Here is a 23,134-nt window from a genome sequence, read left to right on the forward strand (position 1 = left end):
CCACCGAGCCCACTCCGCCCTCGGAGGCCGGCCACCGGTCACCCGACTGACCAACCTCCCTGGACATCACAGCTAGCCGGGAACGACGGCGGTCCCGCCGCCGGGGCCCGGGCGGACGCCCAGGCACCGCCGGTCGCGGTGACAGCTCCGGCACAGCCTGCCGTGCCAGGCTCGGCCCCGGAGCACGCCCGAGACCACCCAGGGAGAACCGATGACGCAGACGACCATCCGGACCATGACGCGCACCGTGACCGCCGTGCTCACCGCGGCACTGGTCGCCCTGGCGGTGGTGCTGCAGCAGCCGGAGCCCATCACCGCGGCACTGCTCGTCGTCGTCCTCGGCGCCGGGTGGGACCTGCGCCTGACCCGGGAACTGGCCCGGGTGCGGGTCCGCCGCTGACCCCACCGTCCCAGACCCCACCGCCCTGAGCAGGCCGGCCGCCCGAGCAGTGAGGAGTTCCCATGACCGAGATCTGGCCCGTGGTCCACGCCGAGCGCCGGGCGCTGATCCGGGACCTGGAGGACCTCCCGGCGCAGCGGTGGGCAACCCCCTCGCTGTGCCCGGGCTGGGATGTCCACGACGTCCTGGCCCACCTCGTCGACGACGCGCGGACCACGCGCCTGGGCTTCCTCCGCCGCCTCGCGGCCGCCCGCTTCGACTTCGACCGCTGCAACGCCCGCGGGGTCGCGCGGGAGCGCCGAGCGGACCCGCGGGACACGCTGGCCGCCTTTCGTGCGGTGAGCGGCCGCACCACGAGCGCGCCGGCGGCGCCCGCCACCCGGCTGGTGGAGGCGTTCGTGCACGGGGAGGACATCCGGCGCCCGCTCTCGCTCATCCGGGACCGTCCGGCCGGACCGGTCGCCGAGGCCCTGCGCTACCAGCTGCGGACCAGCACGAAGCTCGGCGGCGGGAAGGAGCGGGCGGCGGGCCTGCGGCTCGTGGCCACCGACGCCGACCTCGACACCGGAATCGGCCCGGAGGTGCGCGGCGGCGTCCTCGCGCTGCTGCTGGCGGTGTCCGGGCGCCCGGTCGGCCCGGAGGAGCTCACCGGCCCCGGAGCGGCGGCACTCGCGCGCTGAGCGCCGATGCCACCGGCGCTCAGCGGACGAGGGTGAAGAGGATGCCGCTGATGGCCACGAGCCCGGCGACGGTCACGAACACGTTGGAGAGCTGCCCCCGGTAGGGCGCCAGCGCCGGGATCCGGCGCACGGCGTACATCGGCATGAGGTACAGGATCACGGCGATGACGGGCCCGGCCAGGGACTCGATGAGGGACAGGATGCTCGGGTTGAGCACCGCGGCCGCCCACGTGGTGAGGAAGATGAAGACCGCGATCCCCCGGCGCAGCGTCCGGTCCTGCGGCTGCCGGATCCGGGCGGGGAGCATGCTGCGCACGATCCCCGCCGCGCCTTCGCTGGCGCCCAGGTAGTGGCCGAAGAACGAGGAGACGATCGCCACGATCGCCACGGCGGGGCCGAGGTAGCCGATCCAGGGGTTGTCCTGCACGTTGGCCAGGTGGGAGAGCACCGGGAGGTTGGCCTCCCGGGCCTCCTGCAGCCCGGTGGTGCCCAGGGCCAGGACGCAGGACCAGACGAAGCCCATGGTGAACAGGACCAGCAGGACCGTGGTGCGGCGCAGCACGCGGGACGCCGCCGCGGGCGCGTCCGTCCCGTGCTCGCGCTGCATCGCCAGGGAGAACTGCGAGATCGCGGGGGAGTGGTTGAACGCGAACACCAGCACCGGGATGATCAGCCACACCGACAGCGTGAGCTCGCCGGCGGACGGCACCACGGCGAGGTCGCCCACCTGCCAGGTGGGGACGAGGTAGACCGTCACCCCCAGCAGGGCGAGGATCAGCGGGTAGACCAGCCACCGGGTCACCGCGAGCATGAGGCGCTGACCGGCGACCATGACCAGCATCATCAGGGCGATCAGCACCCCGGAGAGCAGCACGCGGGGCAACTGCGGCAGGCCCAGCTGGTTGACCAGCAGGCTCTCGACCGTGTTGGTGATGCCCACCCCGTAGATCAGGACGATGGGGTAGATCGCAAGGAAGTACAGGACGGTGATAACCCGCCCGGCGCCCTCCCCGAAGTAGTCGCGGGCCACGACCGTGATGTCCTCGCCCTTCCGCGGCGAGGCGCAGACGAAGCGTGCGAGGGCCCGGTGGGACAGGTAGGTCATCGGCCCGATGAGGACGGTCACCACGAGCAGCGGCCACAGGCCGCCGGCCCCCGCGTTGATCGGGAGGAAGAGGATGCCCGCGCCGATGGCGGTGCCGAACAGGCCGAGCATCCAGCCGGTGTCGACCGCGGACGGCCGGCTCCGGGCACCGGGTGCCGTGGCCAAGCGGTCCGGGGCGGGGTTCGTGGTCGTCGGGGAGGAAACAGGTTCTGCGTCGGCGGAGATCGTCCGCGGGGCAGGGGAGCGCGACATGGTGGTCCTCGCTGGGTGCACATGGGGTGGACCTCAGGGACGATACCAGCCGGACCCCGCCGCTCCGGTGGGGTCCGGCACATCAGTGCCGGCGGGTCAGTGCTGTCGCAGGGGGCGTCCCACGATCCCGGTGGACACCGCGAAGTACGCGGCCGCCGCGAACAGCAGCGTGGCCCACCCGTAGGCCTGGGACCCCAGGGCCAGGACGGCGCCGTTGGCGACGAACAGCATGACGGCCGCGACCGTCAGCCACTGCGCCACCTGATTTCCGCGAACCTCTCGAACCCCTGCCACTGTCATCCCCTTCGTCGATCGCCTCCCGCCTGCGACCGCAGCCGGGATGAGGCCAAGTTAGGTGCCTTTCGGGACATATGTCAGTCGACTTAAGTCCAGACCTCGTGGGAGCCGCGCCAACATCGGGCCTGGTCAGGGGCGACAGGCGAACATGACGAAAGAAGGCGCGGCCGACTTCTGCTCCTGGACGCCGACCGCGCCCAGGAGCAGGAGCCGGCACGGGAAGGGGCGGGAACGTGGTGTCCACGTCCCCGCCCCGGGTCCTTCCGGTGTGCTGCCGCCTACGGCGCCGCGGGCACCGCCCCGGCGTCGGGGCCCGGCACGGCCTGCCCGGCGGCCGCGCCGGCGCCCGGCTGGACGGTGTCGGTCTGCCCACTGTCCGACTCCTGGCCGCTCGTGTCCGGGAGGGTATCGCCGGTCGTGGTGTCGTCCTCGGTCATCGCTCCGTCCGTGGGGGCGACCTCGCCCGGAACGACTCCACCCGGTGCCACGGTGACCTCCGCGTCGGGGACGGTCCCCTCGGCGGGGGCCACCTCGCCGGTGCCGGCGCCCGGGTCCTCGGCCGGGGCGGGGGTGACGTCGCTGCGCACGGAGACCGACTCGCTGCCGGTCACGGTGCGCTGGATCGTGCCCGTGCCCCCGGAGAGCTCGGTGCCGGTGAGCGCTTGGATGCCGAAGATCGCCGCGACCGCGAGGCCGAGGACGGCGCCGGTGGTGACCAGGATGGGCTTCAGGCGCGGGCGCAGGGCGCTCCAGCGGCTGCCGGCGGCCACGGCGGTGCTGCCGTCCGACTCGGAGGCGTCCAGGCCGGGGCGGGAGAGCACGTGCTGGGCCACGGTGGTCTTCACCTTCTTCAGGCCCCGGCGGCTCTTCTCGAGCGAGGCCGAGTAGAGCACGATGGCGATGCCGGAGACGATGCTGGTCAGTGCGGCGCCGAGGACGGTGCCGACGACGCTGAGGTGGCCGCCGATCACGGACATGGTCGCGGCGGTGGCGGCGCCGGCGAGCAGGCCCGGGATGTTCAGGGCCGGGCTCTTCTTCTCGGACTGCTCCTCGGCCGGTGCCTGCGGATGGTCCTCGGCCGCGGGGGCTTCGGTGCGTGGTTTCTCCAGAGTCATGCTGTCCTGCTTCGGTTGCGGGGAAGGGGGTGCTGATCCCCGCGACGATGCTCGGGCCAGCCTTCCCCATTATCCGGACTGACCTGGGAAAGCACAGGCCGAGTGGGAACTCTCACACCTCGCGGTCCCCTGTGGGCGCAACGTGGCGTCAAAGGCCCAGGTCACCGTCCGGTCCGCTCCGGGCGCCCGGACCGCCGGGCACCGGGGGTGACCCGGCCGCCGTGGCCGGGCCGTCACACCCGCGGCCCCGGAGCGCGGGTGAGCTGAGCGCGGTCATGATGGAGGGGTGGGGTCGCCCGACCTCACGCAACCAGGGTGGACGGTCGGCATCAGGAGGAACGCATGATCACGAACGTGGCGGCAGCGGTGCTGTACGTGGGCGACCAGGACGAGGCCCTGGCGTTCTACCGGGACACCCTGGGGTTCGACGTCGTGACGGACGCCGGCATGGGCGGGGGCGCTCGCTGGATCGAGGTCAGGCCCCACGGTGCGCAGACGTCGATCGTCCTGTCGGCGGCCTCCGCCTCCGGCAAGGACCCCGGCGAGGGCGCCCACCTGACCTTCACCGCCGACGACGTCGCGGCGACCGTGGCGGAGCTGCGCTCCAGGGGTGCCACGGTGTCCGATCCGGTCAGCGAGCCGTGGGGGACCTACGCCACGGTCGACGCGCCGGACGGGCACCGGCTGCAGTTCCACGGACGCCCGGGGCGCTGACGGGGGCGGTCCTGTCTCAGCGCAGCGGCAGCCGCATGAGCACGCGGGGGAATCCGTTGAGGACCGAGGTGGTGTCGGCGGCCTTGGTGAAGCCGGCGCGCTCGAACATGGCGCGGGTGCCGACGTAGGCCATGGTGGTGTCGACCTTTTTGTCCCCGTTGTCCACCGGGTAGCCCTCGACGGCCGGCGCGCCGTGGCCGCGGGCGTGCTCCACGGCGCCCTCGAGCAGGGCCTGGGCCACACCCCGGCCCCGCTGGCCGCCGCGCACCCGGAAGCACCACACGGCCCAGACCGGGAGGTCGTCGACGTGGGGGATGCGCCTGCTGTGGGCGAAGGAGTGCAGCTCGGCCCGCGGGGCCACGCCGCACCAGCCGACCACCGTCCCGCCGTCGTAGGCGAGGACGCCCGGCGGGATCGGCCGGGCGCACAGCTCCTGGACCCTCTGCGCCCGTTCCCGGCCGGTCAGCGCGCGGTTCTCCTTGGAGGGGAGCCGGTAGGTGAGGCACCAGCAGACCGCCGAGTCGGGGTTGCGGGGGCCCAGGACGGTGGCGACGTCGTCGAACCTTTCGCTCGTCGCCGGTCGGATCGTGAACGCGGTGGAAGTCATGGTCGTTCCTCGCTGCTGGGCGGAGTGGCGCCGGCCGTGCTCCTCACCCTAGGGAGAGTCCGCCGTCCGGACCACCCTACGGGCGGGCCACCCTCCGGCGGGTGCGGACGGCGGCGGGACCCGGTGCGCCGGGGCAGCCGGAGTCGTAGCGTGGTGGGTGCACCGGACTGCTCGAGGCAGAGGGGACCCGTCATGAGGATCGTCGTCACCACGCCCACAGGGCACGTGGGCTCCCGGGTCGTGCGGCTGCTCGTGCAGGCCGGGCTGCGACCCACCGTGCTCGTGCGCCGCGCGTCCCGCCTGGACCCGGACCTGCGGGCCCGGTGTGCGGTGGTCGAGGGCGACCAGGGCGACCTCGCCGCCGTGTCCCGGGCCACCGCCGGGGCCGACGCCCTGTACTGGGTGAACCCGCCGACGGACGACGACGACCCCGTCGCCGGCTACGCCCGGATGGGCGAGGTCGCCGCCGCGGCGGTGGCCGGGAACGCCGTGCCGAGAGTGGTCTTCCAGAGCAGCGTCGGCGCCGAGGCCCGCCACGGGTTCGGGGAGATCGACGGTCTGGCCCGCACCGAGGAGCTGCTCGACGCCACGGGCGCGCACGTCACCCATCTGCGCTGCGGATACTTCTTCACCAACCTGCTGCTGGATCTCGAGTCGGTGCGGTCCGGGGTGCTGAGCACCCCCCTGCCGGTCGACCACCGGATGCCCTGGGTGGACCCGCGGGACATCGGGGACGTCGCGGCCGTCCGGCTGCTGGCCACCGACTGGACCGGCCGGCACACGCAGGGTGTGCACGGGCCCGAGGACCTCTCCTTCGCTGAGGCCGCCCGGATCGTGGGGGAGGCGCTCGGGCGCCCGCTGACCGCCGTCCAGGTCGCCGAAGCCGAGGTCGCCGCGGTCCTGCGCTCGGCAGGCCTCACCGACGCGCAGGTCGAGGGGGTGCTGGGGATGTCCCGGGGGCAGCGGGGATTCACCCCGGAGAACCCGCGGGAGCCGCTCACCACGACGCCCACTCCGCTGGGCGCCTGGGCCCACGCCGTCCTCCGGCCCGCGCTCGCGGCCTGAGCCGCCACGCCGACCCCGGATGGCTGCCCCGCCGGGTCAGGACGAGGGGGCCGGGCGGCGGTCCCAGGTCAGGACCACGTGGCCGCCCTCGAACGTGCTGACGTCCGTCAGGTCGAACCGGGCGGGTGAGAACTCCCCGGCGTCGAAGGCCGGCCGCCCGGCCCCGGCGAGCACCGGGTAGAGCTTGACGACCACCCGGTCGATCTCCGGGAGCACCGCCGCCGCCAGCGACGCACCGCCGACGAGACAGACGTCGAACGGCGAGTCCTCGGCCTTGAGCGAGCGCACGAGCCCGACCGGGTCCTCGCGCACGACCGTCACCTCCGGGGTGAGCTCCTGCTGCGTGGTCGACACGACGTACTGGCGCAGGTGCGCGTACGGACTGACCACGCCGATCGCGAGTGCCGGTTCGTAGGTGCGCCGGCCCATGACCACGGTGTCGAAGTGCCGGTGGGGCGCGTCGTCGATGCCGAGGTGGGTGCGGACGTGGGTCGGGAGGGTCTCGGGGAACTCCTCGCCCAGCCAGGCGCCGTAGGCGTCGGAGAGCGGGAAGAAGTCGGTCTCGTCGTGCGGGCCGGCGATCCGGCCGTCGATCGAGACGCCGATGAAGTAGGTCAGTCGTCGCATGCTCCCATTCTCGACCGGTGCGAGGAGCGAGGTCGCGGGAGTCCCTGACGACGACGGGCGCGGTGCCGCGCGGCAACCGCCGAGGGGCGGCGCCGGGTCCGCCTCACCGACCGCGCCGGACACGGTCGAAGGTCTCCCGGGCGACCTCCCACGTGGTCTTGCCGACGTCGAAGTGGTCGGTGAGCATGTACACCCCGATCCAGCGCTGGTGGGTCCAGGCGCGGTCGAGGAGGCCGGGGTCCCTCGGCCCGGTGTAGCGCTCGTGCACCGCGCGGACGAAGTCCTCGCCGTACTCGTGCAGCTCCGCGAAGTCCACCGCCGGGTCACCGCGGCACATGTCGCTGAAGTCGATCACGCCGAGCCGGGCGTCGGCGTCGTCCCAGAGCAGGTGCCGGCTGTAGACGTCGTTGTGGACGACCGCCTCCGGAAGGTCGGCGGCGAGGAGCGCGTCGACGTCGGTCAGGATCCGCTCCACCTCGTCCAGCTCGGCCGGGGTCAGCACGGCGGGCAGGTGCATGGCGGCCGCGCTGCGGACGTCGTCCTGGTCCTCGGCCAGGAAGGACGCTGGCACCTGCTCCAGCGGCGTGCCGGGGACGGGGGCGGTGTGCAGGGCCGAGAGGAAACCGGCCAGCTGGTCCACGAGCGCGTCGCGCGCCGTTCCGTTCAGGGAGGCCAGCACCTCCGGCTGGAGCGTGCGGCCGGGCAGGAGCGGGTACCCGGCGAACGAGCCGTCCGGCGCCACGCGGTCGTAGCGCGGGATCCGCACCGGCAGCCGCGGAGCCAGGTGGTCCAGGACCGCGATCTCCCGGCCGAGCGCCTGCGCGTAGGGCGCCTCCTGTGGGAAGCGGAACACCAGGGCCTCGTCCAGGACGACGACGACGTGGTCCCAGCCCTCGGTGATCCGGCGCGCCCTCGACCACGTCAGCCCGGGGAACGCCGCGGCGATCCGCTCCAGCTCGTCCATGCCGTTCCTTCGTCCTCCTCCGGGTCCGTCCGGCGCGGGCTGGCCTCCGAGCGATGGTGCCGGTGCCGAGCGCGTGGGTCAGGTGCGGTAGCAGTAGGAGTCGGAGGACGCGTCCCCGCCCTGCAGCCGGATCTGGTGGACGCGCAGACCGCGGAAGTCCTCCTGGGAGAGGAAGAAGTCCTCGTCGATCGACAGACCGCCGGTGTCGGTGTCGGCGTCGATCTTGGCCATCCAGGCCCCGATCCCGTGGGGGTAGAACTGGTCGTCCCAGGCCCCGTAGAGGGAGTTGGTCACGTAGACCCGCTTGCCGTCGCGGCTGGTCTCCACCATCTGCGGGCCTCCGCCGAGCCATGTGCCCGGGGCGGAGGGATGGGCGGCGCGGTCCCCGATCCCGCCCAGACGGACCGATCCGGTCTCGCGCGGGTGGGCCGGATCGGAGACGTCGTACTGCTTGAGCTCCCCGGTGCCCCAGCAGGAGACGTAGAGCCAGCGGTCGTCCACGGACAGGGAGATGTCGGTGACCAGCGGCGGCACCGCCCCGAACGGACGCAGCAACTCCGGCAACTTGTCCGCGTCGAGGGGTTCGGCCGGGATGGAGACGACCTTCTCCGCCGTCCACTCCCCGGTGCCGGTGCGGTGCCAGTGGAAGATCGAAGCCGAGAGGTCTTCGGTGGAGATCACCGAGTCCATCAGCCCCCAGGTCGCCTCCGGATCGTGCGCCGGGCGCAGCTCGAGGGCCATCTGGTGCTCGGGCCCCAGCTCCACGCGTTGCAGGTGCTTGCCGGCGGCGAGGTCCCAGAAGTGCAGGGCGTGGCCGTACTCCTGGTTCAGCAGCTGCTCGGCGACCACGCCGTTCTCCACCATCGCCGGGGTGCCCCACTCGCTGGTGACCAGGGTGTTGTGCATCAGGTGCCACCAGGCGTCGTAGGCCAGGTGCTGGGGGCCGCGGTCGGTCTCCCACCGCCCGACCACGTCGAAGGTGTCGTGGTCGAGCACGGCGATCCCGCCCGGCCCGCCGTCCCCGGACGCCGCCCCCAGGCAGGAGAGGTAGACCCCGTCCGGGCCGCAGTGCAGGGTGTGCGGGCGGGAGTACCCGGCCTTCTCGGCCAGCTCCTGCGCCGTGATGGTCTTGATCACCCGCGGGGCGCGGGGGTCGGGGTGGGTGTCGGCGACGTGCACGTTGGAGGACCGCAGCCCGGGCATCAGCAGGTACCGGCGGGACAGACCGGTCATGTCGTGCCCTTCGTGCATGAAGGCGCTGCTGCAGGCGTTCCAGCCGAAGTGGTGCAGCTCGTCCCCGGTGGTGGGCATGTCCTCCCACCCGACCACCGTGCCGTAGGAGGCCGAGTCCGGGTCGAGGTCCACGACGGTCAGCGCGTCGGGGCGCTCAGCGGCGCGGTCGAAGGCGACCACGTACGCCAGCTTCTCCCGCGGGGCGGCGATGGCCTCGGCCGGGGAGCGGTAGAACGTGGGATCGGTCGGCGAGGATGCGGCGGCATCGGTCCCCTCGTCGTGGCCGCCGCCGGGCCCGGAGTGGTGGTGGTCGTGGCCGTGGTGTCTCATCGGAACTCCCCAGTGCTGGGCAGGTGCAGCACCATTTTCCCACCCCGCCCGTGGGCAGACCAGAGCGCACGGAGGGCATTCGGGCTGCGCACTGCACCTCGGGACATCAGAGGTCTTCATGAAGGGATGTTGCTCGGCCCTTCCCGCCGGACGGCGCCGACCGCATATGGTGCCTTGCACTAGGACAAACATTCGATGTGGCAGGGAGTTGACGGCAATGGCGCCGAAGACTGTATTTCTGGCGTTCGCGGAGCAGGACGAGCTGTTCCGGAACCTTTTCACCGCGCAGTGGGACCGGGCCGGGGACCAGGCGCGGTTCGTGGAGCCGCCCGGGGACGGGACGGGCGCGGACGAGTGGAAGCAGGACGTGCGGGACCGGATCCGCCGCAGCGACGGCGTGATCGCGCTGATCGGCGGCGGCACGCCGGAATCGGACGCGGCGCGGTGGCAGATCCGGTGCGCGGTGGCCGAGGAGAAACCGCTGCTGGGCCTGTGGGTGGAGCCCGAGGCGCGGAGGAAGCCGGCCGAGATGGGCCCGGCGCGCTGCGAGTCCTGGACGTGGGAGAACATCGGGAACTTCCTCGACCGCCTGTAGCCCGGCCGCCTGCAGCTCGACCGCCCGGGGCACGTCCCGGGACCGGGACCCGCCGACCACTGGAGGAGCCGTGCGCGGATCGGCCGTCGTCATCGGTGCGGGCATCGCCGGCCTGGCCACCGCCCGCGGCCTGCTCGGCGCCGGCTGGTCCGTCCGCGTGCTCGAGCGGTCCTCGGGCCTGCCCGGCACCGGCACGGCGCTGGGCATGTGGCCCGAGGCGATGCAGGCCCTGGACCGGCTGGGGGTGGGCGATCAGGTCCGGGCCGCCTCCGTGGAGCAGCGGGGTGCGCGGCTCCTCCGGCCGGACGGCACCGAGATCGCCCACCTCGGCCCCGGGCGCACGACCCGGCTGGTCCCCCGGCCCGCGCTCCTGGCGGCGCTGGCCCAGGGCCTGCCGCCGGACGTCATCGCGTGGAACGCCCCGGTGACGGACCACGGCGCCCTGCCCGCGGCCGACGTCGTCGTCGCCGCGGACGGCGTCCACAGCCCCGTCCGCGCCGCGCTCTTCGGCGTCGCCCCGCGGCCGCTGGGCACGGTCGCCCTCCGCGGCACCGTCTCGGGACCTGCGGACGGTGCCACGGAGACCTGGGGGCCGGCGCGGCTCTTCGGGATCACCCCGCACGACGCCGAGCGCACCAACTGGTTCGCGAGCGTCCGCGCCGACGTGCTCGCCTCCGCCGCGTCCGAGCGCGACGACGCCCAGGCCCTCCATCGCCTCTACGGCGACTGGCACCCGGACGTGCGGCGCGTCCTGGCCGCCCTCGGGGACACCCCTATCGACCGGCGCACGCTGCTCGACGTGCCCCCGCTGCCGTCCTACGTCCGGGGCCACACCGTGCTCCTCGGCGACGCCGCCCACGGCATGGCCCCCAATCTCGGCCGGGGCGCCTGCGAGGTCCTCCTCGACGTCACGGCGCTCGTCGAGGCGCTGACCACGGCCTCCGACGTGCCCGGCGCCCTGCACCGGTACGACGCGGCGCGCCGCCGGTCCACCGTCCGCACGGTGCGCCTGGCCCGTCTGGCGAACCGCGTGGGCACGGCGCGGCACGGGCTGGCCGTGCGCAACGCCGCGGTCGCCGCCGCGGCACGCCTGAGCTAGCGCGGGCGGGGCTCAGCTGCGGACGGCCGGGGCGTCACGAACGAGGGCGACCCCCAGGATCATGGTGGGGTGAACCATGCGATCGGCCTGCGATGCACCCTGTGCGGCGCCCCAGGCGTGGGCCTTTGTGGGGACAGATGGGCCAAATTGTGACTCCAAAGTAGCCAGTAGGCTGATGTAAACGGATCGACTGTGCTTCACCCCCCATCCAGGAAGCGAGACGACGATGACCACCCCCGAGATCCTGCAGGCCGTCAAGAACCTGGTGGAAACCCACTCCCCGGCAGGGGTGGGGGTGGACCGCTTCGAGATCGTCGACGAGGTCGCCGAGCTCTCCCTGTTCTTCCGGGCCGAGGCGCTGGACAACGTCCTGGCCTCCGAACTGGCCGCCACCGGTGGGCCCGCCGACTGGGGCGACCCCGGCGCGCCGATGGACGAAGGCTCCCCGACCTGGGCCTACGCCGGAGGGATCGCCGCCCTGCTGCACCACGGCTACTTCAACCAGACGATCCTCACCCAGCACGAGGCGGCGCTGCTCCGGATCCTCGCGGCGCACGGTCATCCCGGAACACCGGTGACCGCCACGGCCACCTACAGCGCGGCGGAGCTCATGCCCCACTACCGCCGGCTCAAGGCCGAGCACCTCAAGCACCTGAGCACTCCCCAGGGGTGAGCAGCCCTCCCCGCACGGGCCGGTCGTCGCTGACGGCCGGTCCGTCCGTCACGGTGAAGGGGACGACGACGCGGCGTCGGCCTCGGCCACGCGCTTGAGCCGCTGCAGGCTCTCCCGCAGTCCCTCGCGCATCGTGGTCATCCGGTCCCGGTCCCGGCCCAGGGTGCCGATGATGAACCAGCCGATGCGGCCGACCGGGCGGGCGATCTCGTAGGACTCCGTCACCCGGGTGCCGGTGCCCTCCGGCTCGAACCGGTAGCGCCAGACGAGGGTGCCGGCGAAGCGCTCGGTGCGGGCGAAGGCGAATTCCCGGCCGGGCTCGGCGGCCATGACGATCGGCGTGTTGTGCCACGGGAACCGCGAGTCGGGCGGCACCCGGTTGCGTGCCCGGAAGCGTGCGCCGACGCGGGGTCCGCCGTCGTCGAGCCAGACGACCTCGTCGACCTCGGGACTGTACTCGGGGGTGCGGGTGACGTCGGCGACGAGGTCGTAGACCGTCCGCGGCGGCGCCTCGACGTGGATGGAGTCCTCGGCGCGGCCCAGTGTCTGCATGGTGGTCCTCCGTGCGGTGTCCGAGTGGCGGGGCCCGGCACCCCGGGGGAGCGGCGGGCCGGGTGCTCCCACGGTAGGACCCCGGTGCGCCGCGTTCGTCCGGGCGAGACCGGATCGTTGCTCACCGCGGCGGCGTGTCGCCGGCGGACTGCGGCCGGTGGGCGTCCCGCCGATCGGGCGCCCGCACCGGCCCATGAATTCGCACAAGCGGTGCTGTGTCCCGGCTCAGCCGCGGTACAGCACTGGTTCCTACCGTGGAGGCCGACAACGACCCGTACCGATGGAGGACCCATGGACCGCAGCACCCCGCACGAGACGACGCTCAGCTACGAGGGCCGCCGGCTGCCGCGTCCCGCAGAGGAGGTGGTGGACCAGGGGCTGGGCTTCGACATCGGCACTCTGATGAACCGGCGGAAGGTGTTGACGGTCTTCGGTCTCGGCGCCTCGGCCTTCGGGCTCGCGGCCTGCGGGGCCGGAGCGGGCGGCAGCGGCGCGAGTGCGTCGTCGTCGGCCTCCACGTCTCCTTCGCCCTCGGCCACGGCCCTGGCGGTGGACGAGATCCCGGACGAGACTGCCGGGCCCTACCCCGGGGACGGCTCCAACGGTCCCGACGTGCTCGAGCAGAGCGGGATCGTGCGCAGCGACCTGCGCTCCAGCTTCGGGGGCGCCGGCGGGACCGCCGAGGGCGTGCCCATGACGCTGGAGCTGACCGTCGCCGATCTCGCCAACGGCGGGGTGCCGTTCGCGGGAGTGGCCGTCTACGTCTGGCACTGCGACCGGGAGGGCCGCTACTCCATGTACTCAAAGGGCGTCACGGAGGAGAACTACCTGCGCGGGGTGCAGATCGCCGACGACGACGGGAAGGTGCGCTTCACCAGCATCTTCCCGGCCTGCTACACGGGCCGGTGGCCGCACATCCACTTCGAGGTCTACCCGGACCAGGCGTCCATCACCGACTCCACCACCGCGATCGCCACCTCGCAGGTCGCCCTGCCGAAGAACGCCTGCGACGCCGTCTACGCCACCACCGGCTACGAGTCCTCCGTCAGCAACCTGGCCCAGCTCACCCTGGCGAGCGACAACGTCTTCGGCGACGACGGCGGGGCCAGCCAGCTGGGTGCCGTCACCGGCAGCGTCACCCAGGGCTACACCGTCACCCTGACCGCCGGGGTGGACACGACCACCACGCCCACCGGCGGCGGCATGGCCGGAGGGTCGGGCGGGCCGCCCCCGTCTCGCTGAGTGATCCAGCGGTCGGTCTGCTTCTTGGGATCCCCTGGCAGACGGGATCAGGTCCCGGGAGGCCGGTACGTGATCCGCTCGGTCCGGTGCAGGGCCTCCAGCGTGTCCTCGACGCTCATGAGCACCGTGGTCTCCAGAGAGCTCAGGGCCCCGCCGGCGGTGATGGCCAGGGCCACCGCGGCCATGGACACGTTGTCGGGTGCTTCCCAGAGGGCGTAGCCGTCGTGCTCGCCGAAGGCGTACCAGAAGCCGTGCAGCTTCCCGCCGACCGATTCGACGTTGGCCTGGGCGGCCAGGCGGCGGTCCTCCGGGCGGCTGATCATCCGCGCCCAGGTCTCGGGTGTGTAGCTGAACTTGGACAGGTAGAGCGGCATCGTCTCGTCCTTTCATGTCCTGACGGACGTCCTCGTGGACGCCCCGTCGGGGTCCGGTCCGGCCGGGGTCCGGCCGTGGTTCAGCCCTGGCCGCCGAGGGACTCGATGGGGCGGGGCGTGGTGATCGGATCGGCGTGGCGGTGGCAAATCCGCCACACGCCGTCCTCCACGCGGCGGAAGATGGTGGTGGCCCGCACCGCGAAGGGGATCAGCTCGTCGCTGCCGCCGAGCTTGGCCCGGGAGCGTTCGATCTCCACGACGTAGGCCAGCTCCGGGGTGACGACCTGGGAGACGAGCTCGAACCGGACGGGCTCACCGTCCCGCATCTGAGACACGGTCCGGCGTGTGGCCGCGGCGACCTGGTCGTAACCACGATCCAACGAGCCCAGCGGGTTCGCCAGGGTGACGTCCTCGGCCCGGGAGAACATCTGCAGCCTCGGTTCCGGATCGCCGCGGACCAGGGTGTCGAGGGTCTGGTGGCCGGCTTCCATGGCCTGGGTCAGTTCTGCGGGGATCATGGTGTCCTCCTGGACGCCCGGGATCGTCGACCACGGTGGTGCTGACCGTAGGCCCCCGCAGGGGCGCACTCCAGGGGATCACCCGGATCGTCGCCGGCCCGTGACTCATGTCGCCTCCGTGTCGGAGGCGGCGGCGTCCGCTCAGTCCTGGGCGCCGTCCGTCCACAGGCCGTCGCCGAGCTTCGCGTACGAGGCGGCGACGATCTGCTCCAGGACGTCCAGGTCCACCGCGCCGAGATCCTTGAGGTAGAGGCAGCCCACTCCGGTGGTGTGCGGGCCCAGGCGCGCCAGGTTCTCCCGGTGGGCGTCGACGCCGTCGTACACGTAGACCGTCGTCGCCGCCTTCCGGGCGGCGAAGCCCGCCGCGGGGGCGTCGCCCTCGTGCCCGCTCGCGTACCTGTAGTGGTACTGGCCGAAGCCCACGATGGTGCCCCACATCTCCGCCGGCTGCCCGGTGACCCGGGTGAACAGGGGGAGGAGACGCTCGGCGTCCGCCCGCCGCTTCGCCGGCGTGACCCCGGCGAGGTACTCCTCCACCGCCTGGCCTGTCTTCTCCACGCTGGGCTCCTCGGGGTCGCTGGGACGTCGATCGTCTCAGGCCCCAGGGTCCTCGGCCGCTCCGACACGGCAGCGCGGGGCCTGTGCGCGTACCCCCGTCCACACCCTGGGCCACCGCGGTGCGGACTCCGCACGGATCCTGGGCGACGACGACGCCGGCCGGTCACCGACGGCTCAGACGCGGCGTCCGAGGCGTGCGGCGAAGTCGTCCAGGGCGGTGATGACGTCCTCGGCGATCCACACGCGGTTGCGCCGGTTGGCACTGGACGGGGTGACGATACCGGCCTCCAGGAGCTGGTCGACGGCGCGCTGCGCGGCCGGCTGGGACACGCCGGCGTGGTCCTGGACCCAGCGCACAGTGATCGCCGGCTGCCGGACCAGGATCGGCAGCACCCGCCAGACCGCCGCGTCACGCCGGGCCGTGACCGCGTCCTGCCACCGGGCGTAGGCACCGGTCAGCTCCTCGGCCAGCGCCCGGCCGCGGACCACCCCGGTCAGGGCGGCGTCGGTGAAGCGGTCCACGATCGGCACGGGGTCCCCCTCCCGGTAAGCCGTCAGCGCCTCGAAGTAGGAGGCGGTGTCCGTGAGTAGACCGGCGGAGACCGGCACGGTCATCCGCCGTGTCGCCCCGGCAGCGCGCAGCAGGGCATGGACCAGGACCCGGCCGGTGCGCCCGGTGCCGTCCGCGAAAGGATGGATGGTCTCGAACTGGGCGTGGGCGATCGCCGCGTGGGGCAGGACGGGTGCATCGGTCCGGGCGCAGTAGGCCAGCAGGTCCTCCATCGCGCCGGGCACCCGTTCCGCGTGCGGAGGGACGAAGGAGGCGGTGTGCGGGGTCGGGGCCCCGGCGCCGATCCAGACCGCGGAGGTGCGGAACCTGCCCGGCGTCAGGCGGTCCTGGCCGGCCATGAGCGCGGCGTGGGCGGCCCGGATCGAGTCCAGGCTCAAGTCTTCGGCCATCGCGGCGGCGGCCTGCATGGCGGTGACATTGGCGGCGACCATCTGGGCGTTCGGCCCGGTCCGCTCGCCCACCGTGGCGAGGGCCAGCGCCTTGGCCCCGGCCGTGACGTTCTCGATCTGGGAGGACGAGGCCGATTCGGAGCGCAGCAGCACCGCCGCCAGCGGGGCCAGCTCCCCGCCGGGGTCCCTGTCCATGTCTGTGGCGGGCAGGGCGGTGGCCAGCTCGGCGTCGAACCGGGTGATCTCCATCAGGGCGTCCTCGGCGGCCGCGGTCACGGCGGCCGGAAGGCTCAGGGGCGCTGCGGCGATGCGAGCCGGAACCGCCGCGCGGTACGGTCCCCTGGCCTTCTTCTGGGCCCGGTGGGACATCGCCCCGGCGAGAGCGGCATCGCCGGACCACTCGAGCTGTTCCCAGCTCACCGCGAACCCGGCGGGGGCGCGATCGGCGCTCGGAGAGCGCGGTCTGACCGGAACGTCGGTCACCACGTCATTTTATCCAACTCTGTTCAGATAAAGATATACAAGAGGCGGAAAAGTCTCGGATCCGTGCGGCGCGGTCACGACCGGTTGCCATCATCAAGCTGGCGCGTGCCGGTGGATCGGTGGCGCGAAAGCAACGATGTGATCATCCCGGCGTCGTGGGCCAAATGGAGGCGCGCGGGGCTCGATCGCCGCCCAGCCGCCTTCTCCTCCGACGGACTCGAGGTGCATGCACCCGGTGTCACAGGGTTTATCGCTGGGCGATAGCGCGTGTTCCGTGAGCTGGGTCACCCCCGCAGACTCATGGGCACGGGCACCAGCGCCGGCGACGGAGCCGGCGAAGCGCAGAACCGGTGCCACGACCACAGGAGACACCATGCCGGACACCACTTCTCGTGTCGCACTGATCACCGGAGCCGGGCGGGGCATCGGCCGCGCCATCGCCGAGCGGCTCGCCGGCGACGGGCTCGACATCGTCGTGGCCGACGTCCCCGACGCCCAGGACAACATCGACGCGGTGGTCTCCGCCGTGGAGGAGCGAGGGCGCAAGGCCGTCGGAGTGGCCGGGGACGTGTCCAACCACGAGGACGTCGCGCGCATGGTGCAGGAAGGAGTGGACGCCCTCGGGCAGCTGGACGTCTTCGTGGCCAACGCCGGCATCGCCCAGGTCGACGAGATCCTGGACGTGGAGCCCGAGGCCCTCGACCGGATGCTGGACGTCAACATCAAGGGCGTCTACTACAGCTACCAGGCCGCGGCCCGGCAGTTCATCGAACAGGGCACCGGCGGCAAGATCATCGGGGCCGCCTCGATCGTGGCCTTCCGGCCCTTCCCCGTGCTGGCCTCCTACTCCGCCACGAAGTGGGCCGTGCGCGGTCTGACCCAGGCGGCGGCGATGGAGTTCGCCCGGCACGGGATCACCGTCAACGCCTACGCCCCCGGGGTGGTGGGAACCGCGATGTGGGACCTGATCGACGAACGGCTCACCACCCGCGACGGCACCCCGCGCGGCAGCGCCCTCCAGGCCCAGGTGGACAACATCCTGGCGGGCCGGGTGTCCGAGCCGGCCGACGTGGCCAAGCTCGTGTCCTATCTCTCCGGATCCGACTCCGACCACATGACCGGGCAGACGGTCCTGATCGACGGAGGCATCAACTTCTCCTGATCCTCGCCGGGGGCGGCCCTCCGGCTCCAGCGGTCCGGGCGCACCGACCCGGCAGCGCGCATCGTGATGTGGGCTGCCGGGTCGGTGCACGCGGGATCCGCACCGCCTCACACGAGCACGGACTCCTGCTCCGGCGCCGGGACGTCGAGTGATGCCGCCGCCGCCCGGCGCGCCCGGTGCGCCGCCACGGTGAACGCCTCCCGGTGCAGCGCCGACGTCCCGTCCAGGACCAGCTCGGCCAGCATCCTCCCGTGGACGGGGGCGAACTTGAAGCCGTTGCCGGACAGCCCCGCGACGACCGTGCAGTCCCCGGCGGCGTCGAGCTCCACGATCGGCACGCTGTCCGCGGTGAAGCCGTCGTGGTGCAGGCTCGTCCGCACCGGTTCGGGGTTCAGATCGGGGATCAGGGCCTGGGCCTGCTGGCCCAGCAGCACGAGCTCCTCCCGCGTGAACCCGCCCGGCACCTGCCCCGGGTGCTCGACGTCCTCCCACAGCAGGGACGGGCTGACCTTGATGCTGTAACCGTCCAGCGACGGGGCGCCGAAGAAGTGCACCACCCTCCCGTCGCGCAGATGGACGTCCCGCATGAACACGGGGAACCGCTCAGGGAGGAAGTCCTCGATCCGGCGGGGCATGAACCAGGTCAGGCCCAGGGGCTTCACGGTGACGAGATCGGCCAGTTCCGGGAGCAGGGTGCGGGTCCAGGACCCGGCCGAGACCACGACCTTCCGGGTGCGGAGGGTCCCCTGCGTGGTGCGCACGAGCGTGTGGTCGGCGTGCCGCTCGATGTCGAGCACCCCGGTGTTGAACAGCAGCCGTGCCCCCTGGGCCTCGGCCCGGTCCAGGGCGGCGGCGACGGCCACCTCCGGGCGGAGCCCCCCGGCGTGCAGGTCCAGGATCCCGACGTCGCCCTCGTGCACGGCGAACTGCGGATACGCCGCCCGCAGCTGATCGGTGCCGAACGTGCGGGCGGCGAGCCCGTGTTCGTCCACCACCCGGGCGGTGGTCTCCATCGGCGCGCTGCCGGCGGGACCGATGCTCAGCGCGCCGCACTCGAGGTAGATCTCCCGGCCACTCTCGGCCTCCAGTTCCCGCCACATGCGCCGCGCCTCCCGGAGCAGCGGCACGTAGAGCGCCCCTTCCTTGGCGGCGGTGCGGAACAGCCGCGACTCCCCGGAGAAGGACCCGTGGGTGTGGACCCGGCCGAACTGCTCGACCCCCACCACCCGCAGCCCCGGCCGCTTGCTCAGCTGCCACAGCGCCATGGATCCGGTGGTCCCGGCCCCGACGACGACGACGTCCGCGTCCTGCATGCTTCCTCTTCCCGTACTTCCTGTGGTGACTTCCTGTGGTGCCTCTGGTTCCGGTGCCGGCGCGCCCGTGGTGCCGCTCTCAGGCGAGCGCTGGGCGCTCCCAAAGGTTCAGCGGGGTGCCGATGCCGTGCTCCACCGCCGTGCGGTAGACCGTGGTGGCCCAGGCGACGTCCTCGACCGGCATGCCGCCGACCGAGAGGAGCACGATCTCGTCGTCGCTCGTGCGCCCCGGGGTGCGGCCGGCCACGACGTCGCCGAGCTCCTCGACGGCGGAGCGCTCCAGCCGGCCCATCTCGACGAGATCGGTGAAGCGGTTGCCCACGATCCCGATCGCCTCGTGGTGGGGGAAGGGGGTCTCCTCCGCCCACGCCTCGTAGAGTCCCCAGCTGTCGACGACCGTGCGGGCACCTCCGGCGAGGAAGTCGTCGTCGAAGGTGACGTAGGAGGGCAGGGACAGGAAGGTGCCCGGGGAGATCCACTCGGTCTCGATCCGCGGGTAGGTGGCGGAGCCGGTGCCGCCCGTGGTGGCCATCGAGACGATGTCGGATCCCCGCACGGCTTCCTCGACCGTGTCGACGACCTGGACGTCCAGCTGCGGGAACCGTTCGTGCACGAATCCGACGAAGGCCTCCAGGCTGGCGCGTCCGCGGCCCTTGACCTTGACGGTCGTCAGCCCGGGGCAGGCCACCACGAAGGCCTCCAGGGAGGTCCGGTTCATGACGCCGGGACCGATGAGTCCCACGACCTTGGAATCGGCGCGGGCGAAGTGGCGGGCGCCCACACCGGGCACGGCGCCGGTGCGGTACGCGCTGAGCAGGTTGCCGGACATGATCGCCAGCGGAGCCCCGGTGTCCTTGTCGTTGAGCACGAACACGTGAATGGAGCGGGGCAGCCCGAGGGCCCGGTTGTCCGTGTTGGAGCCGTACCACTTCACGCCGGCGGTGCGGAAGCTGCCGCCGAGGTAGGCGGGCATGGCCATGAACCGGCGGTCGTCGGCGTTGGCCGGCATGCCCTCGTGCTCGGGGGCGTCGGGGAAGAGGATCATCGCGCCGTGGGAGTTGTTGTTCTCCCCGCCCATCCGGAAGTCCCCGGCGCTGAGGGCCCGGAACATCTCGGACATGGTGTCCACGCAGGCGGCCATGTCGGTGACGCCGGCGGCGATCATGTCCGCCTCGCTGAGCCAGCGGAGGTCGATGGCGGGCGACGGGGTGAGCGGGGTGGCGGCGGTGTCGGCCGCTGTCGCGTCCGCGGTCTCCGCTGCCGTCTCGGGGGCGGGGGCGGGGGCGGTGGTGGTGATGGTCATGGGGCTGGTCCTTCCGGAACGGGGTCGGGTGGGGGAGCGGGTGCTCAGGCGGTGATGCGCTCGAACATGCGGTCGTAGGCAGTGCGGTCCCGTCGCCTGAGGATCCGGGCCTGGACCACGCCGACGGCCACCAGCGCGGGGATCCAGGCGATGAGGGACAGGCTCAGGCCCCAGCCGGCGTCCACGAGCATCGGGAAGTAGGCGACGATCACCGCGCTGGCCCCGAGCAGGCCGGCCATCGCGAGGGCCGGCGCCCACCGGGTCCGCCAGGAGCCGTCCGCGGAGTTCCGGTGCCGGGCGAAGTGGACGACGACGGCGAGGCTGGTCAACGCCATCAGCAGGACGATGCCCAGCGTGGCGATCCCGGAGAGCCAGGTGAAGACCTGCAGGACCGGGTCCCAGGCGAGGGCGGCGAGCACGGCCACCAGGGCGGCGGCGGTGCCGGTCTGCAGCAGCGAGGAGCGGTAGGGGGACAGGTGCCGGGCGTGCACGGCGCCGAGGCCCTGCGGCAGGGTGCCGGCGCCTGCCATCGAGTGCTGGTAGCGGGTCAGCACGTTGTGGAAGGACAGGACGCAGGCGAACAGGCTGGTGAGCAGCAGAACCTGCAGGAGCATCGCCCCCGCGGTGCCGAGGTAGTTCTGGGCGGTGAGCACCACCATGTTGGTGGGGTCCGCCGCGGCGGCGCCGAGGACCTGCGAGGGGCCCCACGCCATGACCAGGGCCCAGCCGGCGAAGGTGTAGAAGACGCCGATGAGCAGGACCGCCGCGTACGTGGCCCGCGGGATGGTCCGCTCCGGGTCCCGGGCCTCGTCGCGGAACACCGCGGTGGCCTCGAAGCCGATGAACCCCGCGAACGCCATCATCAGGCCCACCCCCGGGGCGCCGGAGACCACGGCGGACGGCTCGAACGGCGCCAGCGACAGTCCCTCGGCGCCGCCGGTGGCCACGACGGCCGCGGCGAGGACCAGCACGATGCCGATCTCCGCGACCAGCACCACCCCCAGCACCTTGGCGCTGAGCTCCACGTGCCGGAAGCCGAGGAGGCCGACGAGCGCCACCATCGCCAGGGTGAAGAGCCACCACGGGAGCTCGATCCCCACCGAGGCGGCCAGGCCGGCGAGGTCCGCGCCGAGGTACGCGTAGACGGCCACCTGGACGCAGGTGTAGACCAGCAGGGCCAGGTAGGCCGCGCCGAGGCCCATCGCGTTGCCGAGGCCGTGGCCCACGTAGGTGAAGAACGCACCCGGTTTGGCGACCGTGCGGCTCATCGCGTTGAGGCCCACCGAGAAGAGCAGCAGGATCGCCGCCGAGATCGCGTACATGCTGGGGTAACCGGCGCCGTTGCCCATGAGCATGCCCAAGGGCGCTGCGCCGCCGATCACCGTGAGCGGGGCGGCCGCAGCCACCACCATGAAGACGATGGAGCCCACGCCGAGGCTCCCGTCCAACCGTCGCGCCGGCGCCGGGGCGCCGAGCACTGTCCCTGTGTGTGCCGCTGCTGTCGTCATGTCCGGAATGGTGGCGAGGCGATGTTTCGCGGTTGCCCATCCGGGGTGCGTGGCGGCGCTCACACTCCGGCCGTGCCGACGGGTGCGTCGTTACCGTGCGGTTTCCGCGCCGAGACCGCACCCGCGGGGATCCGCGGTGTCACCCTGCTGATCATCCGACACGCACCCGAAACGAGGAGTCGGCGTGTTCGCCGGGACAGTCAATCATTTCGCGCAATCGGTCAAGGGTCCCTTCCGGTCCTCCACGTGCGAGCGGTCGCCCTTCCTCACGGTCGGGTGGCACCGCCTCGGCCGCTGGGGCGAGCGGGATCAGGCGTCGTCGTCGCCCCGGCGGTCAGCGGAGGGGGAGACCCCGAAGGCCGCGCGGTAGGCGCGGGAGAAGTGGGCGGGAGTGGGAAAACCCCAGCGGCGGGCGATCTCGGCCACGCCCATGTCCCGGTACTGGGGATCGCGCAGGTCCGCGCGGCAGTGGGCCAGCCGGCGGGACCGGATCCATGCCGAGGGGGACTGACCCACGGCGCGGAACATCTCGTCCATCGTCCGCACCGAGACGAAGTGCCGCTCCGCGACGGCCGAGGGCGTGAGCTCGGGATCGCGCAGCCGGGTCTCGATGTCGTCGTGCATCTGGGCCAGGAGCAGGCCGCCGGGGATCTCGCCGTGCGCGGCGAGGCCGTCGAGCTGGTCGTTGAGCAGCGTGGTGAACAGATCGATCGTGCTGTGTCCCAGCCGAGCCGCGGTGGGCCCGTGCAGATCGCTCATCGACTCGGCCAGCCGCTCCAGGTGCGGGCCGAGGAACCGCACCGCCAGGCCGTCGGCCGGCAGCAGACGACCGGCGACCATCCGCACGGCCATGGGCGGCAGGTCCACGGCGTCCTGCGGCACGACGAGCACCGCGAAGGACGCCCGCCGCGCCACCTCGGCGCGGAACGGGTCCTCGCTGCTGAGCAGGACGCAGTCGCCGGGGGTCAGCCCGGCCTCGCGGCCGCGCTGCGCGAGCACCATCCGCCCGGAGAGCTGGAGGACCAGCAGGTGCGCGGACTGGACGTCCGGCAGCGGATCGGCCTCGGCCGCGTGCCGTGACGTCGAAGCCGCGACCAGGCCCATCGGGCCCAGCCGGCAGGACTCACGCTGAGCGGTGAACTCCCCGCGCGCCTCGACCGTGAGCTCCACGCCGATCGTGCGCCACCACTCGCTCCAGGTCACCGGGTCCCGGTAGCGCTCGGCGTCGCGGGGCAGCGACTCGAGGACGCGCAGCGGGCGGGGAGCGGGCATGGGACCGACGCTAGTGCACGCCCGCGCCGCTCACCGCCGAGCTGGTCCACCGGCTCCGTCTCGTCCCTCCACGATGCGCATCCAAGAGATCCTCTCGGACCAGGACCAGGACCAGGACCAGGATGGGCTCCGT

Annotated in this window: 25 protein-coding genes; 9 read left to right on the top strand and 16 right to left on the bottom strand. The window is 72.8% G+C overall.

What is annotated here, in order from left to right; genetic code table 11:
• Nucleotides 1–211 precede the first annotated feature (211 nt).
• Together RF647_RS13460 and RF647_RS13465 are read left to right on the top strand one after the other, a co-directional pair.
• On the top strand, nucleotides 212–400 hold the full coding sequence (locus tag RF647_RS13460; RefSeq protein WP_368812150.1) for a hypothetical protein: 189 nt from the start codon (nucleotides 212–214) through the stop codon (nucleotides 398–400).
• Nucleotides 401–462: 62 nt separating this feature from the next.
• The gene (locus tag RF647_RS13465; RefSeq protein ID WP_368812151.1) at nucleotides 463–1,080 is read left to right on the top strand and encodes a maleylpyruvate isomerase family mycothiol-dependent enzyme; all 618 of its coding nucleotides are present in this window, start codon (nucleotides 463–465) and stop codon (nucleotides 1,078–1,080) included.
• A gap of 19 nt (nucleotides 1,081–1,099) precedes the next feature.
• On the opposite strand, the gene RF647_RS13470 is transcribed toward RF647_RS13465, so the two are convergent.
• From RF647_RS13470 to RF647_RS13480, 3 genes are all read right to left on the bottom strand, one after another.
• Nucleotides 1,100–2,437: an HAAAP family serine/threonine permease gene (locus RF647_RS13470; RefSeq protein ID WP_368812152.1), complete on the bottom strand. Its 1,338-nt coding sequence runs from the start codon at nucleotides 2,435–2,437 to the stop codon at nucleotides 1,100–1,102.
• A 96-nt stretch (nucleotides 2,438–2,533) separates the two neighbouring features.
• Nucleotides 2,534–2,698, bottom strand: a complete 165-nt coding sequence (locus RF647_RS13475; RefSeq protein WP_017834952.1) for a hypothetical protein — start codon at nucleotides 2,696–2,698, stop codon at nucleotides 2,534–2,536.
• Between the two features lie 314 nt (nucleotides 2,699–3,012).
• Entirely contained in the window at nucleotides 3,013–3,849 is an 837-nt protein-coding gene (locus tag RF647_RS13480) for a hypothetical protein (protein ID WP_368812153.1), read from the bottom strand.
• Nucleotides 3,850–4,191: 342 nt separating this feature from the next.
• Here RF647_RS13480 and RF647_RS13485 point away from each other — a divergent pair, with 342 nt between their 5' ends.
• Nucleotides 4,192–4,563: a VOC family protein gene (locus tag RF647_RS13485; RefSeq protein ID WP_368812154.1), complete on the top strand. Its 372-nt coding sequence runs from the start codon at nucleotides 4,192–4,194 to the stop codon at nucleotides 4,561–4,563.
• Nucleotides 4,564–4,579: 16 nt separating this feature from the next.
• Here the strand turns inward: RF647_RS13485 and RF647_RS13490 are convergent, their stop codons facing one another.
• Nucleotides 4,580–5,170, bottom strand: coding sequence for a GNAT family N-acetyltransferase (locus RF647_RS13490; protein ID WP_368812155.1), 591 nt, complete (start codon nucleotides 5,168–5,170; stop codon nucleotides 4,580–4,582).
• A gap of 192 nt (nucleotides 5,171–5,362) precedes the next feature.
• On the opposite strand from RF647_RS13490, the gene RF647_RS13495 reads away from it, so the two are divergent.
• Nucleotides 5,363–6,235, top strand: coding sequence for an NAD(P)H-binding protein (locus RF647_RS13495; RefSeq protein ID WP_368812156.1), 873 nt, complete (start codon nucleotides 5,363–5,365; stop codon nucleotides 6,233–6,235).
• A 36-nt stretch (nucleotides 6,236–6,271) separates the two neighbouring features.
• Here RF647_RS13495 and RF647_RS13500 read toward each other — a convergent pair whose 3' ends face one another.
• The 3 genes from RF647_RS13500 to RF647_RS13510 all read right to left on the bottom strand — a co-directional run bounded on the left by RF647_RS13500 (nucleotide 6,272) and on the right by RF647_RS13510 (nucleotide 9,389).
• A complete protein-coding gene (locus tag RF647_RS13500; protein WP_368812157.1) occupies nucleotides 6,272–6,862 on the bottom strand; it encodes a dihydrofolate reductase family protein in 591 nt (196 codons plus the stop codon).
• A gap of 103 nt (nucleotides 6,863–6,965) precedes the next feature.
• Nucleotides 6,966–7,826, bottom strand: coding sequence for a phosphotransferase family protein (locus RF647_RS13505; RefSeq protein WP_368812158.1), 861 nt, complete (start codon nucleotides 7,824–7,826; stop codon nucleotides 6,966–6,968).
• 78 nt (nucleotides 7,827–7,904) lie between these two features.
• Nucleotides 7,905–9,389: a selenium-binding protein SBP56-related protein gene (locus RF647_RS13510; protein WP_368812159.1), complete on the bottom strand. Its 1,485-nt coding sequence runs from the start codon at nucleotides 9,387–9,389 to the stop codon at nucleotides 7,905–7,907.
• A gap of 217 nt (nucleotides 9,390–9,606) precedes the next feature.
• On the opposite strand from RF647_RS13510, the gene RF647_RS13515 reads away from it, so the two are divergent.
• The 3 genes from RF647_RS13515 (at nucleotide 9,607) to RF647_RS13525 (ending at nucleotide 11,756) form a co-directional block, all read left to right on the top strand.
• The gene (locus RF647_RS13515) at nucleotides 9,607–9,984 is read left to right on the top strand and encodes a TIR domain-containing protein (RefSeq protein WP_368812160.1); all 378 of its coding nucleotides are present in this window, start codon (nucleotides 9,607–9,609) and stop codon (nucleotides 9,982–9,984) included.
• A 70-nt stretch (nucleotides 9,985–10,054) separates the two neighbouring features.
• On the top strand, nucleotides 10,055–11,083 hold the full coding sequence (locus RF647_RS13520; RefSeq protein WP_368812161.1) for an FAD-dependent oxidoreductase: 1,029 nt from the start codon (nucleotides 10,055–10,057) through the stop codon (nucleotides 11,081–11,083).
• Between the two features lie 226 nt (nucleotides 11,084–11,309).
• Nucleotides 11,310–11,756 carry a hypothetical protein gene (locus RF647_RS13525; protein ID WP_368812162.1) on the top strand — a complete coding sequence of 149 codons (447 nt, stop codon included), beginning with the start codon at nucleotides 11,310–11,312 and terminating at the stop codon, nucleotides 11,754–11,756.
• 48 nt (nucleotides 11,757–11,804) lie between these two features.
• Here the strand turns inward: RF647_RS13525 and RF647_RS13530 are convergent, their stop codons facing one another.
• Nucleotides 11,805–12,308: an SRPBCC family protein gene (locus RF647_RS13530; protein ID WP_368812163.1), complete on the bottom strand. Its 504-nt coding sequence runs from the start codon at nucleotides 12,306–12,308 to the stop codon at nucleotides 11,805–11,807.
• Nucleotides 12,309–12,599: 291 nt separating this feature from the next.
• On the opposite strand from RF647_RS13530, the gene RF647_RS13535 reads away from it, so the two are divergent.
• Nucleotides 12,600–13,550, top strand: a complete 951-nt coding sequence (locus tag RF647_RS13535; RefSeq protein WP_368812164.1) for an intradiol ring-cleavage dioxygenase — start codon at nucleotides 12,600–12,602, stop codon at nucleotides 13,548–13,550.
• A gap of 47 nt (nucleotides 13,551–13,597) precedes the next feature.
• On the opposite strand, the gene RF647_RS13540 is transcribed toward RF647_RS13535, so the two are convergent.
• The 4 genes from RF647_RS13540 to RF647_RS13555 form a co-directional block, all read right to left on the bottom strand.
• Entirely contained in the window at nucleotides 13,598–13,924 is a 327-nt protein-coding gene (locus RF647_RS13540) for a GYD domain-containing protein (RefSeq protein WP_368812165.1), read from the bottom strand.
• A gap of 80 nt (nucleotides 13,925–14,004) precedes the next feature.
• Complete coding sequence (locus RF647_RS13545) at nucleotides 14,005–14,442, bottom strand: DUF4440 domain-containing protein (protein WP_368812166.1); 438 nt, start codon at nucleotides 14,440–14,442, stop codon at nucleotides 14,005–14,007.
• 141 nt (nucleotides 14,443–14,583) lie between these two features.
• On the bottom strand, nucleotides 14,584–15,000 hold the full coding sequence (locus RF647_RS13550) for a DUF1801 domain-containing protein (RefSeq protein WP_368812167.1): 417 nt from the start codon (nucleotides 14,998–15,000) through the stop codon (nucleotides 14,584–14,586).
• Nucleotides 15,001–15,174: 174 nt separating this feature from the next.
• Nucleotides 15,175–16,443: a Fic family protein gene (locus RF647_RS13555; protein ID WP_368812168.1), complete on the bottom strand. Its 1,269-nt coding sequence runs from the start codon at nucleotides 16,441–16,443 to the stop codon at nucleotides 15,175–15,177.
• 373 nt (nucleotides 16,444–16,816) lie between these two features.
• On the opposite strand from RF647_RS13555, the gene RF647_RS13560 reads away from it, so the two are divergent.
• Nucleotides 16,817–17,605, top strand: a complete 789-nt coding sequence (locus RF647_RS13560; protein ID WP_368812169.1) for an acetoin reductase — start codon at nucleotides 16,817–16,819, stop codon at nucleotides 17,603–17,605.
• Nucleotides 17,606–17,712: 107 nt separating this feature from the next.
• On the opposite strand, the gene solA is transcribed toward RF647_RS13560, so the two are convergent.
• The 4 genes from solA to RF647_RS13580 form a co-directional block, all read right to left on the bottom strand.
• Nucleotides 17,713–18,918 (bottom strand): N-methyl-L-tryptophan oxidase, encoded by a 1,206-nt coding sequence (gene solA, locus RF647_RS13565; protein WP_368812170.1) that lies wholly within the window; start codon nucleotides 18,916–18,918, stop codon nucleotides 17,713–17,715.
• A 79-nt stretch (nucleotides 18,919–18,997) separates the two neighbouring features.
• Nucleotides 18,998–20,221, bottom strand: a complete 1,224-nt coding sequence (locus RF647_RS13570) for a tyramine oxidase subunit B (protein WP_115163346.1) — start codon at nucleotides 20,219–20,221, stop codon at nucleotides 18,998–19,000.
• Between the two features lie 44 nt (nucleotides 20,222–20,265).
• On the bottom strand, nucleotides 20,266–21,651 hold the full coding sequence (locus RF647_RS13575) for an APC family permease (RefSeq protein ID WP_368812171.1): 1,386 nt from the start codon (nucleotides 21,649–21,651) through the stop codon (nucleotides 20,266–20,268).
• 387 nt (nucleotides 21,652–22,038) lie between these two features.
• Complete coding sequence (locus RF647_RS13580) at nucleotides 22,039–23,001, bottom strand: AraC family transcriptional regulator (RefSeq protein ID WP_309056939.1); 963 nt, start codon at nucleotides 22,999–23,001, stop codon at nucleotides 22,039–22,041.
• Nucleotides 23,002–23,134: the final 133 nt, after the last annotated feature.

This window comes from Kocuria sp. CPCC 205263 (genome assembly GCF_040981075.1).
Taxonomy (GTDB): Bacteria; Actinomycetota; Actinomycetes; order Actinomycetales; family Micrococcaceae; genus Kocuria; species Kocuria rosea.